13 protein-coding genes are annotated in these 12337 nt (G+C 71.4%); 10 read left to right on the top strand and 3 right to left on the bottom strand.

Annotated elements, in window-relative coordinates; genetic code table 11:
* Positions 1–110: 110 nt before the first annotated feature.
* A complete protein-coding gene (locus ACZ404_RS07330; RefSeq protein ID WP_468436801.1) occupies positions 111–1730 on the bottom strand; it encodes an MFS transporter in 1620 nt (539 codons plus the stop codon).
* Positions 1731–1850: 120 nt separating this feature from the next.
* On the opposite strand from ACZ404_RS07330, the gene ACZ404_RS07325 reads away from it, so the two are divergent.
* From ACZ404_RS07325 to ACZ404_RS07315, 3 genes are all read left to right on the top strand, one after another.
* On the top strand, positions 1851–2477 hold the full coding sequence (locus tag ACZ404_RS07325) for a TetR family transcriptional regulator (protein WP_468436799.1): 627 nt from the start codon (positions 1851–1853) through the stop codon (positions 2475–2477).
* A 92-nt stretch (positions 2478–2569) separates the two neighbouring features.
* The gene (locus tag ACZ404_RS07320) at positions 2570–3787 is read left to right on the top strand and encodes an alpha/beta hydrolase (protein ID WP_468436797.1); all 1218 of its coding nucleotides are present in this window, start codon (positions 2570–2572) and stop codon (positions 3785–3787) included.
* A 66-nt stretch (positions 3788–3853) separates the two neighbouring features.
* A complete protein-coding gene (locus tag ACZ404_RS07315) occupies positions 3854–4708 on the top strand; it encodes a DUF4429 domain-containing protein (protein ID WP_468436795.1) in 855 nt (284 codons plus the stop codon).
* A 15-nt stretch (positions 4709–4723) separates the two neighbouring features.
* Here ACZ404_RS07315 and ACZ404_RS07310 read toward each other — a convergent pair whose 3' ends face one another.
* Positions 4724–5179 carry a MerR family transcriptional regulator gene (locus ACZ404_RS07310; RefSeq protein ID WP_468436793.1) on the bottom strand — a complete coding sequence of 152 codons (456 nt, stop codon included), beginning with the start codon at positions 5177–5179 and terminating at the stop codon, positions 4724–4726.
* A 98-nt stretch (positions 5180–5277) separates the two neighbouring features.
* Here ACZ404_RS07310 and ACZ404_RS07305 point away from each other — a divergent pair, with 98 nt between their 5' ends.
* The gene (locus ACZ404_RS07305; RefSeq protein WP_468436791.1) at positions 5278–5757 is read left to right on the top strand and encodes a GNAT family N-acetyltransferase; all 480 of its coding nucleotides are present in this window, start codon (positions 5278–5280) and stop codon (positions 5755–5757) included.
* Positions 5758–5777: 20 nt separating this feature from the next.
* Positions 5778–6599, top strand: coding sequence for a serine hydrolase domain-containing protein (locus ACZ404_RS07300; protein WP_468436789.1), 822 nt, complete (start codon positions 5778–5780; stop codon positions 6597–6599).
* Between the two features lie 29 nt (positions 6600–6628).
* On the opposite strand, the gene ACZ404_RS07295 is transcribed toward ACZ404_RS07300, so the two are convergent.
* Positions 6629–7282 carry a pirin family protein gene (locus tag ACZ404_RS07295; RefSeq protein ID WP_468437184.1) on the bottom strand — a complete coding sequence of 218 codons (654 nt, stop codon included), beginning with the start codon at positions 7280–7282 and terminating at the stop codon, positions 6629–6631.
* A 97-nt stretch (positions 7283–7379) separates the two neighbouring features.
* Here ACZ404_RS07295 and fasR point away from each other — a divergent pair, with 97 nt between their 5' ends.
* From fasR to fabF, 5 genes are all read left to right on the top strand, one after another.
* On the top strand, positions 7380–8585 hold the full coding sequence (gene fasR, locus ACZ404_RS07290; RefSeq protein WP_468436787.1) for a fatty acid biosynthesis transcriptional regulator FasR: 1206 nt from the start codon (positions 7380–7382) through the stop codon (positions 8583–8585).
* An 89-nt stretch (positions 8586–8674) separates the two neighbouring features.
* Positions 8675–9601: an ACP S-malonyltransferase gene (locus tag ACZ404_RS07285; RefSeq protein WP_468436785.1), complete on the top strand. Its 927-nt coding sequence runs from the start codon at positions 8675–8677 to the stop codon at positions 9599–9601.
* A 21-nt stretch (positions 9602–9622) separates the two neighbouring features.
* On the top strand, positions 9623–10654 hold the full coding sequence (locus ACZ404_RS07280; RefSeq protein WP_468436783.1) for a beta-ketoacyl-ACP synthase 3: 1032 nt from the start codon (positions 9623–9625) through the stop codon (positions 10652–10654).
* 80 nt (positions 10655–10734) lie between these two features.
* Positions 10735–10983, top strand: coding sequence for an acyl carrier protein (locus ACZ404_RS07275; protein WP_018545314.1), 249 nt, complete (start codon positions 10735–10737; stop codon positions 10981–10983).
* Between the two features lie 85 nt (positions 10984–11068).
* A complete protein-coding gene (gene fabF / locus ACZ404_RS07270) occupies positions 11069–12331 on the top strand; it encodes a beta-ketoacyl-ACP synthase II (protein ID WP_468436781.1) in 1263 nt (420 codons plus the stop codon).
* Positions 12332–12337 lie beyond the last annotated feature (6 nt).

Genomic DNA, 12337 nt, shown 5'->3' with positions numbered 1-12337 from the left:
ACCGATGGCGAGGGATCTTTAGCGGAGTCACCCTGATAGGGGAACTTCGCCCGGAATCGGCATGAAACGCATGTACCGCATGAAACGCCGAATGGGCCAGGAAACGTGGGTCAGATGTGGCCCACGCCCGCGCCCGCCTCCGCGTTCTCGCCCCGCTTGGTGAGCAGCGCGACGAAGATGGCGACCGCCGCCACGCCCGCCGCGACCAGCGAGGCGAGGCTCATGCCGGAGATGAAGGTGTCGTGGGCGACGCCGGTGATCTTCGCGGCGATCGCCTCCGGCGTGCCCTTCGGTACCGGGGCGACGCCGACCTGCACCGCCTCGGAGGCCTGGGCCGCCTGCTGCGCCGTGAGCGGAGGCAGACCGGCTCCCTTCCAGTTGTCCGCGAGGTCGCTGTCCACCTTGGAGGCCATCACGGCGCCCAGCACGGCCGTACCGAGGCTGCCGCCGATCTGCATGGCCGCCTGCTGGAGACCGCCGGCCACCCCGGACAGCTCCATGGGCGCGTTGCCGACGATGACCTCGGTCGCGCCGACCATGACCGGCGCGAGACCGAGGCCGAGCAGGGCGAACCAGAGGGACATCGGCCCGCTGCCGGTGTCGGCCTCGAGCGTCGACATGCCGTACATGGCGACCGCGGTGGCCGTCATGCCGCCCGCCAGCGGGATGCGCGGGCCCAGCTTGGTGATCATCGCGCCCGCGAGCGGGGAGCCGACGATCATCATGCCGGTGAGCGGCAGCAGGTGCAGACCGGCGTCGATCGGGCTCATGCCGTGCACGTTCTGCAGGTAGAAGGTGACGAAGAACAGGCCGCCCATGAAGGCGATGGCCATGAGGACCATCAGGACGACGCCCGCGGACAGCGGGACCGAGCGGAAGAGCCGCAGCGGGATCAGCGGCTCCCTCACCTTCGTCTCCCAGAAGGAGAACAGGGCGAAGCCGAGCACGGAGGCGGCGATGAAGGCCCAGGTCCGCCCGTCGCCCCAACCCCAGGCGGGCGCCTTGATCAGGGCCCACACCAGGCAGAACATGGCACCCGACAGCAAGGCGATGCCGAGGACGTCGAAGGAGCGCGGAGCGTTCTCGGCACGGTGGTCCCGCAGGATCAGCAGGCCGAGGACGAGGGCGAGCACACCCACCGGCACGTTGATGAAGAACACCGACTGCCAGTTGACGTGCTCGACCAGGACGCCGCCGAGGATCGGGCCGCCCGCGGTGGAGGCGCCGATGACCATGCCCCAGATGCCGATGGCCATGTTGAGTTTCTCGGCCGGGAAGGTCGCCCGCAGCAGGCCCAGCGCGGCCGGCATCAGCAGCGCGCCGAACAGGCCCTGGAAGACGCGGAAGGTGACGACGAGCGCGATGCTGTCGGACAGTCCGATGGCCCCGGAGGCGGCGGCGAAGCCGGTCACGCCTATCAGGAAGGTCTGCCGGTGGCCGAAGCGGTCGCCGAGCTTGCCGGCGGTGATCAGGGAGACCGCGAGCGCCAGGAAGTAGCCGTTGGTGATCCACTGCACCTGGGCGAAGGTGGCGCCGAGGTCCTTCTGGATGGCCGGGTTGGCGATGGCCACGATGGTGCCGTCCAGGGCCACCATCATGACGCCTACGGCAACGGTGATGAGGGTGAGCCACGGGTGGCCGCGCAGGCCGGTGGCCGGGGCCGGCTCCGACGGCGCCGCGGGCGCCCTGTCCCCCGGGCCAGTGGTGTCGACGGTGGTCTGACTAGTCATGCGTTCGAGGATAGTGACAGCCACTGACACTTGACGATCGGGTTCACAAGTCGGTGACTGACAGGTCATGGGCGCATAGGCTGAGCTGGCGAAACATTCACAGGAAGCGGAGAAGAGGGCATGGAGACGCTGCGCGAGCGCAAGAAGCGGCGTACCCGGGAGGCGCTGCTGCGGGCCGCTCTCGAACTGTTCACCACCCAGGGCTACGAGCAGACGACCGTCGACGAGATCGCCGAGGCCTGCGAGGTCTCCCAGCGCACCTTCTTCCGCTACTTCGCCGGCAAGGAGGACGCGGCCTTCGCCGTCCAGGACATGACCGAGGCCCGCTTCGTGGCGGCCGTACGGGAGCGCCCGGCCGGCGAGGCGCCGATGGAGGCGCTGCGGCAGGCGGTGCTGCAGGGCTGGGACGCGATCCGGGAGACCGTGGAGTCGGCGGTCCCGGTCGAGCTGTATCTGCGGATGTACCGGACGATCGAGTCCACCCCCGCACTGCTCGCCGCGCACCTGCGGCGCTCGGCGGCGACGGAGGAGACCATCGCGCGGCTGCTCGCCGAGCGGGAGGGCGTGGACGTGGACGCGGACCCCCGGCCGCGGCTGGCCGTGGCCGTGTTCGGCGGGGTGATGAGGGTCACCGAGCGGCAGTGGAGCACGGGCGACGACTTCAGTCTGGTGGCGATCCGTCAACTCACCGCGTCCTACCTCGATCAGGTGGGATCGGCACTCACCGGGAACTGGCGTACCGGGTGAGGTCGTTCCGGGATCGTTCGACCGTTGCCGAAACGTGATCCCTGTCACTCGGTTACCGCGAGACCCTCTCGTTCTCCTAGTGTGTCCTCCCAGTGACTTCCTTCGACTCCTCCCCGCAACTCAACGTCTGGCGCGCGATGCTGGCGCTGTCCGTCGTGTTCGTGATGCTCGCCACAACCGGCTGGACCGCCCTGCACAGCCACCGGGAGGCGACGGCCCTGCAGGCCTCGCTCGACAAGTGGAAGCACGGCCGCCTGCACGGCCGGCATCTGCCGGACCCCAAGGCCTCCCCCGCGCGGCTCGCGCGCTTCTTCACCTCGATCGGTGAGCACGACCGCGAGCGCCTCGCCCACCGCTACCCGCTCGCGGTCGGCAACATGAACGGCGCCCCGGTGGCCCTGCGCTACCGCGCCAACCATCTCGCGCTGGAGCAGGCGCGCCGGGTGGAGAAGAAGCGGATGCACGACAGCCGGCTCAGCACGGCCGGCCAGCAGGACGCGGGCCGCCGCGTCGAGCGCTACGAGGCGCTGATGCAGCGCGGCCGGCACATCCTCGCCTTCGACCCGGCGGGCTCCGGGCGGGTCGCGGAGGTGTTCGGGAACCTCACCAGGGCCGAGCGGATCTCCGTCGTCGTCCCCGGCGTCGACACCGACCTGCTCACCTTCGAGAAGAGCTACCGCCCGTACAGCGCCCCGGTCGGCATGGCCAAGGCGCTCTACACGGCCGAGCGGGCGGCCCGTCCCACGACGCGCACGGCCGTGATCGCCTGGGCCGACTACACCGCGCCGGACGGGCTGGGCGTCGACGCGGCCACGGGCCTGCGCGCCGAGGAGGGCGCCGTACGGCTGAACGCGCTGCTGCGCGCGCTGCCCGGCCGGGCGCCGGTGTCGGCGGTCTGCCACAGCTACGGCTCCGTGGTCTGCGGGGTCGCGGCCCACGGCATGCCCCGCCGGGTGAGCGACATAGCGGTGGCCGCGAGCCCCGGCATGCGCGTCCCCAGCGCCGCCCACCTGGGCACCTCGGCCCGGCTCTGGGCGATGCGGGACGCCACCGACTGGGTGCAGGACGTGCCCTACCTGGAGCTCGGCGGCCTCGGGCACGGCGCGGACCCGGTGTCCTCGGGCTTCGGCTCCCGGGTGCTCTCGGCGCACGACGCCCAGGGGCACGCCGGCTACTTCCAGCCGGGCACCGACAGCCTGCGCAACCTCGCCGACGTGGCGGTGGGGGCGTACGACAACGTGACCTGCGCCCGCGAGAACGACGCGTGCCGGGCCGGTCTGACCGACACGACGACGGCCGGACGCGCGTAGAAACAGCAGGAAGTGCGGTCTGCGCGGGTGGCGACGGAGGAGCACGTGCCGCATACGATGAGCCGCATGGGTGACGTACTGGCGGGTTTTCATGCCGTATGGGAGTTCGAGTCCGACTCCGTGCTCATCCGTTACGAACGGGGGATCCGGACTCCGAAGCTGTTCCAGGCGCTGGGCGAACGACGCATACCGCTGTCCGCGGTGGAGGGCGTGACCCTCACCCCGGGCAAGCGCGGCACGGTGGCGCTGCGGCTGCGCCCGCGGCCGGGGGCCGATCCACTGATGGAGGCGGCGGCCGGGCAACTGAGCGAGAACGCCGACCCGTACCGGCTGGTCCTGCCGGCCGAGCGCTCGACGCTCGCCGAGTACTACGCCGACGAACTGAAGGAGCTGCTGACCGGGACCGGGTCGGAGCCCGCCGAGCGGTACCTGGTGTCCCCGCCCGAGACGCCGCTGCAGTTCAAGGCGTACGACGGGAAGGCGTCCTTCGACGGGACCTCCGTGCAGTTCCGCTGGTCCTGGACGGGGGCGTCCTCGGCGAAGTGGAAGGCGGGCGACCAGAGCTTCGCGGTCGGCGACCTCAGCGGGGTGGAGTGGCGCTCCCCGGAGGTCTTCGAGGGGCATCTGCGCCTGCTGCGGCGCTCCGCCTCGGCGACGGGAGCCCTGCAGCCCGACCAGGATCCGGCGGCGGTGGTGTTCGGGCTGGGGTACGGGCCGGTGCACGAGTCGCTGCCGTTCGCCGCTGCCGTGCTGGCGGCGGTGCGGACCCGGGGGCCGGTACCGGTGGTACCGGCCCCGTCGCGTCGGGACCCCGCGGACATCGCCGAACGGATCCGTCACCTGGGCGAGTTGCACCGGGCCGGGCTGGTGACGGACGAGGAGTTCTCGTCCAAGAAGGCCGAGTTGCTGGCCGAGTTGTAGCGGGCGGCCGGGGTGTCACCGCTCCCGGCCGTAGAAGCTGATCTTCCGGTCCAGCACCGAGAGGGTGTCGTGCAGTTCCGCGATGCGGTTCAGGACGTCCCGGCGGGTGGATTCCAGCAGCTCGCGGCGCTCGGCGAACGTGTGGTCGCCCTCCCTGACCAGCTCGGCGTACCGGACCATGTCCGCCACCGGCATGCCCGTCAGCCGCAGCTTGGTGACGAAGTCCAGCCAGTCCAGGTCGCGGTTGCTGTAGCGGCGCTGGCCGGTGTGGGAGCGGTCCACGTGCGGCATCAGGCCGATGCGCTCGTACCAGCGCAGGGTGTGCGCGGTCAGGCCGGTGAAGGCGACGACCTCGCTGATCGTGTAGCGGTCCTGGCCGTCGGGGCGGGGATGGCGCCGGGGTGGGGCGGAGCAGATGTCGGCGGGGGTGGCTTGCTCCGGGGCCGCTGGCGTGGTCTGCATCACCGTCATGTTCCCCACGCTATGGCCTTGGAGTGCACTCCAAGCAAGCGGAATCCGTCAAGAAATCCCCAGGACGGCGCCGGGCGGTCGTGGTTAGCGTGCGGGACATGAGTCTTGTACGACGGGCCCGGCCCGAGGACGCCGGGGAACTGCTGCGGCTGCGCCAGGTGATGATCGACTCGGTGTTCGGACCGGACGGTCCGGGCGGGCCGGTGGACTGGCACCCGGAGTCCCTGCCGATCCTGCGGGCCCGGCTCACCGAGGCCGACGGGGACTTCGCGGCCTTCGTCGTGGACCACCCGGAGCGGCCGCAGGCGCTGGCCGCGATGGTCGCGGGGACGCTGGAGTACCGGATCGGGCGGGCCGGGAACCCGCACGGCCGGGTGGGGTACGTGTTCAGCGTCGCCACCGATCCCGGCGCACGGCGGCGGGGGTACGCGCGCGCGTGCATGGCGGAGCTGCTGGAGTGGTTCCGCCGGCGGGGCGCCGCCCAGGTCGACCTCAACGCGTCCGCCGAGGCGGAGCCGCTCTACGCGTCGCTGGGCTTCGTGCGCAAGCCGGACCCCTCGATGCGGTTGCAGCTGTGAGCCCGGATTAGGCTCGCGGCATGTCGTTGCAGAGTCTGGCGTTGATCGAGAACTGGCCGGTGCCCACCGCCGCCGCGGGGGTCGTACGGGCCGACGGAACGGTCCCGGGGACCCACGGACCCGTCGGGCACCGTTTTCCGCTGGCCTCGGTGACCAAGCCGCTGGCGGCGTACGCGGTGCTCGTCGCGTACGAGGAGGGGGCCGTGGAGCTGGACGAGCCGGCCGGGCCGCCCGGGTCCACGGTGCGGCATCTGCTCGCGCACACCTCGGGGCTGGCGTTCGACGAGCACCGGGTGACGGCGCCGGCCGGGGAGCGGCGGCTGTACTCCAACGCGGGGTTCGAGCAGCTCGGGGACCACGTCGCCAAGGCGACGGACATTCCGTTCGCCGAGTATCTGCGGCAGGCGGTGCTGGAGCCGCTGGGGATGACGTCCACGTCGCTGGAGGGCTCCCCGGCGAAGGACGGCGTGTCCACCGTCTCGGACCTGCTGCGGTTCGCCGCGGAGGTGCAGGCGCCGCGGCTGCTGGATCCGCGGACGGTGGCGGAGGCGATGAGCGTGCAGTATCCGGGGACGAAGGGGGTGCTGCCGGGGTACGGGCACCAGAACCCGAACGACTGGGGGCTCGGGTTCGAGATCCGGAACTCCAAGTCGCCGCACTGGACGGGAAGTTCGTCCTCGCCCCGTACGTTCGGGCACTTCGGCCAGTCCGGCACGTTCCTGTGGGTCGACCCCGATGCGGGCGCGGCAGGCGTGGCCCTGACCGACCGGGCCTTCGGACCGTGGGCGGTCGAGGCGTGGCCGGCGTTCACGGACGCGGTGCTGGGGGAGCTGCGCGGCTGAGCCCGGCCGGTGCCCGTGGCCGGGTGCGGCTAGCCCGTCATCTCCCACAGCAGGAGTTCCGCCGGGGTCGCCGCTGCCGCCTCCAGGCCCCGTGACGCCGTGATGCGGGCGGAGTCGCCCGGGCCCAGGGCCTGGCCCTCCAGTTCCAGCTCTCCTCGGACGACGTGGACGTACAGGTACGCCGCGTCGGGGATCGCCGTGCGCTCGCCCGGGGCCAGGCGGCGTACGTGGAGCATCGCGCCGGAGGCGGGGACGGCGTACGGGGTCGAGTCGGCGATGCCCCGGACGATCTCGTAGGAGGGGTCGCCGCCGGGGGTGAGCGGGGCCAGCCACATCTGCAGGAAGGTCAGCGGGAGCGGGCCGGCGTTGCGTTCCACGTGGCGGACGCCCGACGCCGCGGCGAGGTGCTGGACGTCACCGGCGCGGACCACGGTCTCGTGGCCCGTGGAGTCCCGGTGCGTCAGCTCGCCCTCGATCACCCAGGTGACGATCTCCGTGCGGCTGTGCGGGTGTTCGTCGAACCCGGCGCCCGGCGCGAGCCGCTCCTCGTTGCAGGCGATCACCGCACCGAAGCGCAGGTTGTCCGGGTCGTAGTGCGGCCCGAAGGAGAAGGCGTGGCGGGTGTCGATCCCGGCCTCGGGATCCCCTCCTGGGTAGCGCTCGCCGGCGCGCCGTACGTCCATCACGGGCACCACCGTAGACCGCGCACGCGAGCCCGGCGCAGCCCTCCCCCGACCCCGGCGGCACACGGCCCCGTCCCGATAAGGCAGTCTTGTCCCCGTGCCCGAACCCGAATCCCGCCACAGCGAACACGCAGCACACGCCGTCCACCCGCACTCCGCGACGCTGAAGCGGCTGGAGAAGTCCTCCGGGTCGCTCGCCGCTCAGGCCATCGCGCGCATGGACGAGACCCTGCCGTGGTACCGGGCCATGCCCCCGGAGAACCGTTCCTGGATCGGGCTCGTCGCCCAGGCGGGCATCGCCGCGTTCACCGAGTGGTTCCGGCACCCCGACGCCCCGCAGGCGATCTCCACCGACGTGTTCGGCACCGCTCCCCGTGAGCTGACCCGGGCCATCACGCTGCGCCAGACCGTGGAGATGGTGCGCACCACCATCGAGGTCATGGAGAGCGCCATCGACGAGGTGGCCGCCCCGGGCGACGAGAGCGTGCTGCGCGAGGCGCTGCTGGTGTACGCGCGGGAGATCGCCTTCGCCACCGCCCAGGTGTACGCCCAGGCCGCCGAGGCACGCGGTGCCTGGGACGCCCGGCTGGAGTCGCTCGTGGTCAACGCCGTGCTCAGCGGGGAGGCCGACGAGGGCGCCGTCAGCCGGGCCGCCGCGCTGGGCTGGAACGCCCCGGAGCACGTGTGCGTCGTCCTCGGCACGGCGCCGGACGGGGACAGCGAGCTGACCGTGGAGGCCATCCGGCGGGCCGCCCGGCACGCCAAGCTGCAGGTGCTCACGGGCGTCCTCGGGGACCGGCTCGTGGTGATCGCCGGGGGCAACCCGAATCCGCTCGCCGTCGCCAAGTCGCTGATCGGGCCCTACGCGGCCGGACCGGTCGTCGCCGGGCCCGTCGTGTCCGATCTGCTGGCCGCCACGCGGTCCGCGCAGGCCGCCGCCGCTGGCCTCAAGGCGTGCTCTGCCTGGCAGGACGCCCCCCGCCCGGTGCTGGCGGACGATCTGCTGCCGGAGCGGGCCATCGCGGGCGATCCGAGCGCACGCGAGCAACTGGTGGAGGAGATCTACAGACCACTGGAGGAGGCAGGCTCCGCACTCCTGGAGACCCTGAGTGTCTACCTGGAACAGGCCAGCAGCCTGGAAGGCGCGGCGCGGATGCTCTTCGTTCACCCGAACACCGTGCGCTACCGGCTCCGACGTGTGACAGACGTCACCGGCTGGTCGCCATCGGATGTACGATCCGCGTTCACACTGCGGATCGCGCTGATCCTGGGGCGTCTCGCCGATGGAGACCTCCAGCCCTGACGTTTTGTCGGGGGCCCACAAAAGCCCCTCGTGTTCTTCGTCCTTGTCCCCACGGGCGGCCGTGCCCGTCCCCAAGAGAGAGTGTGAGAGTGCTCGTACTCGTCGCTCCCGGCCAGGGCGCCCAGACGCCCGGCTTCCTGACTCCCTGGCTCGAACTGCCCGGTGCCGCGGACCGCGTCGCCACGTGGTCGGACGCCATCGGACTGGACCTGGTGCACTACGGCACCCAGGCCGACGCGGACGCCATCCGTGACACCGCGGTGGCCCAGCCGCTGCTGGTCGCCGCCGGGATCCTGTCCGCCGCGGCACTGGGTGACATGTCGCAGATCGCCCCGGGCGCGGTCGCCGGCCACAGCGTCGGCGAGATCACCGCCGCCGCCTTCGCGGGCGTCCTGAACGACACCGCGGCGCTGGCCCTCGTCCGCAAGCGGGGTCTGGCCATGGCCGACGCCGCCGCGATCACCGAGACCGGCATGTCGGCGCTGCTCGGCGGCGACCCGGAGACGTCCGTCGCGCACCTGCAGAAGCTGGGCCTGACCCCGGCGAACATCAACGGCGCGGGCCAGATCGTGGCCGCCGGCACACTGGAGCAGCTCGCCGCGCTGAACGAGGACAAGCCCGAGGGCGTCCGCAAGGTCGTCCCGCTGAAGGTCGCCGGTGCCTTCCACACGCACCACATGGCGCCCGCCGTCGAGGCGCTGGCCAAGGCCGCCGCCGAGCTGGCGCCCGCCGACCCGAAGGTGCCTTACGTCTCCAACAAGGACGGCCGCAGCGTCACCGCCGGCTCCGAGGTGCTCGAGCGGCTCGTCGGCCAGGTCGCCAACCCGGTCCGCTGGGACCTGTGCATGGAGACGTTCAAGGAGCTGGGTGCCACCGCGCTCATCGAGGTCTGCCCGGGTGGCACCCTCACCGGTCTCGCCAAGCGCGCCCTGCCCGGCGTCAAGACGCTGGCCCTGAAGACCCCCGACGACCTCGACGCGGCCCGCGAGCTGATCGCCGAACACGTCCACGCCTGACGCCTAAGGAGCCGTACGAACATGTCGAAGATCAGGCCCAGCAAGGGCGCCCCGTACGCGCGCATCCTCGGTGTCGGCGGCTACCGGCCGACCCGGGTCGTGCCCAACGAGGTGATCCTCGAGAAGATCGACTCGTCCGACGAGTGGATCCGTTCGCGCTCCGGCATCGAGACCCGGCACTGGGCCGGTCCCGAGGAGACCGTCGCCGCGATGTCCGTCGAGGCCGCCGGCAAGGCGATCGCCGACGCGGGCATCGGCGCGGAGCAGATCGGCGCCGTGGTCGTCTCGACCGTCTCGCACTTCAGCCAGACCCCGGCGGTCGCCACGGAGATCGCCGACAAGCTGGGCACCGACAAGGCCGCCGCGTTCGACATCTCGGCGGGCTGCGCGGGCTTCGGCTACGGCCTGACCCTCGCCAAGGGCATGGTGGTGGAAGGTTCCGCCGAGTACGTGCTCGTCATCGGCGTGGAGCGGCTCAGCGACCTGACCGACCTGGAGGACCGTGCGACGGCCTTCCTGTTCGGCGACGGCGCCGGCGCGGTGGTGGTCGGCCCGTCCCGGGAGCCGGCGATCGGCCCGACCGTCTGGGGCTCGGAGGGCGACAAGGCCCAGACCATCAAGCAGACCGTGTCCTGGGACCGGTTCAGGATCGGTGACCTGTCCGAGCTGCCCGTGGACAGCGAGGGCAACGTCAAGTTCCCTGCGATCACGCAGGAGGGCCAGGCGGTGTTCCGCTGGGCCGTGTTCGAGATGGCGAAGGTCGCCCAGCAGGCGCTGGACGCGGCCGGGATCAGCCCGGACGACCTGGACGTCTTCATCCCGCACCAGGCCAATGTGCGGATCATCGACTCGATGGTGAAGACGCTGAAGCTGCCGGAGCACGTCACGGTCGCCCGTGACATCCGCACCACCGGCAACACCTCGGCCGCCTCGATTCCGCTCGCGATGGAGCGGCTTCTGGCGACCGGCGAGGCGAAGAGCGGCGACACCGCGCTCGTCATCGGATTCGGGGCGGGTCTCGTCTACGCCGCCACGGTCGTTACCCTCCCCTAGGCACTCCGTGCCGGATCTTGCGTCCGGCACGGTGCACACTGCCACCAACCGTCTGGAATATCGAAGAAGGAGCGCCTGACATGGCCGCCACTCAGGAAGAGATCGTCGCCGGTCTCGCCGAGATCGTGAACGAGATCGCCGGGATCCCCACCGAGGACGTCCAGCTGGACAAGTCCTTCACCGACGACCTGGACGTGGACTCGCTGTCCATGGTCGAGGTCGTCGTCGCCGCCGAGGAGCGCTTCGACGTGAAGATCCCGGACGAGGACGTCAAGAACCTCAAGACCGTCGGTGACGCCACCGACTACATCCTGAAGCACCAGGCCTGAGCCATCTCCTAGGCCCAAGGCCGCAAGGCCCCGCCACCCGGCGGTGGCGCCGTAGAATCCCGCATCCGTTGGAGAAAGAATTCCCGTGAGCCCGACCAATCGCACCGTGGTCGTCACCGGTATCGGCGCAACCACACCGCTGGGTGGCGACGCAGCTTCGTTCTGGGAGGCCCTCGTCGCCGGCACGTCCGGCGTGAGCCTCCTGGAGCAGGAGTGGGCGGCCGACCTGCCGGTCCGCATCGCCGCGCAGATCGCCGTCGAGCCGGGTGAGATCATCCCCCGGCCGCAGGCCCGCAAGCTGGACCGCTCGGCGCAGTTCGCGCTGATCGCCGCTCAGGAGGCCTGGAAGGACGCCGGTTTCACCGCCAAGGCCGGTGAGGACCAGTCCGTGAACCCCGACCGTCTCGGTGCGGTCATCGCCTCCGGCATCGGTGGCGTGACGACGCTCCTGGACCAGTACGACGTGCTCAGGGAGAAGGGCGTACGCCGCGTCTCCCCGCACACCGTGCCGATGCTGATGCCCAACTCCCCGGCGGCCAACGTCGGCATCGAGCTGGGCGCGCGGGCCGGTGTGCACACCCCGGTGTCGGCCTGCGCCTCGGGCGCGGAGGCCATCGGGTACGCGATCGAGATGATCCGCACCGGGCGTGCGGACGTGGTCGTGGCCGGTGGCACCGAGGCCGCCATCCACCCGCTTCCCATCGCCGCGTTCGGCAACATGATGGCGATGTCCAAGAACAACGACGACCCCCAGGGCGCGTCGCGTCCCTACGACTCCGGCCGTGACGGCTTCGTCCTCGGCGAGGGCGCCGGTGTGATCGTCCTGGAGTCCGAGGAGCACGCGAAGGCGCGCGGCGCCCGGATCTACGTCGAGGCGGTCGGCCAGGGCATCTCGGCCGACGCCCACCACATCACGCAGCCGGAGCCGTCCGGCAACGGGATCGCGCAGGCGCTGCAGAACCTGATCGACAGCACCGACCTGAAGCCGGCGGAGATCGTGCACGTGAACGCGCACGCGACGTCCACCCCGCAGGGTGACGTGGCGGAGGTGAAGGCGCTGCGCAAGGTGTTCGGCGACGACGTCGACCACATGGCGATCTCGGCGACCAAGTCGATGACGGGTCATCTGCTCGGTGGTGCGGGCGGTATCGAGACCGTGGCGTCGATCCTGGCGCTGGTGAACCGGACGGCCCCGCCGACCATCAACGTGGAGAACCTCGACCCCGAGGTCGACGCGGATGTCGTGACCGGCGAGGCCCGTCAGCTGCCCGAGGGGCGGATCGCCGCGCTGAACGACTCGTTCGGGTTCGGCGGGCACAACGTGGTTCTGGCGTTCCGGACCATCTGAGACATG

This window comes from Streptomyces sp. NPDC030798, from assembly GCF_055572275.1.
Note: the sequence above shows the minus strand (reverse complement) of the source record. Positions and strands in the feature narration are given on the sequence as shown.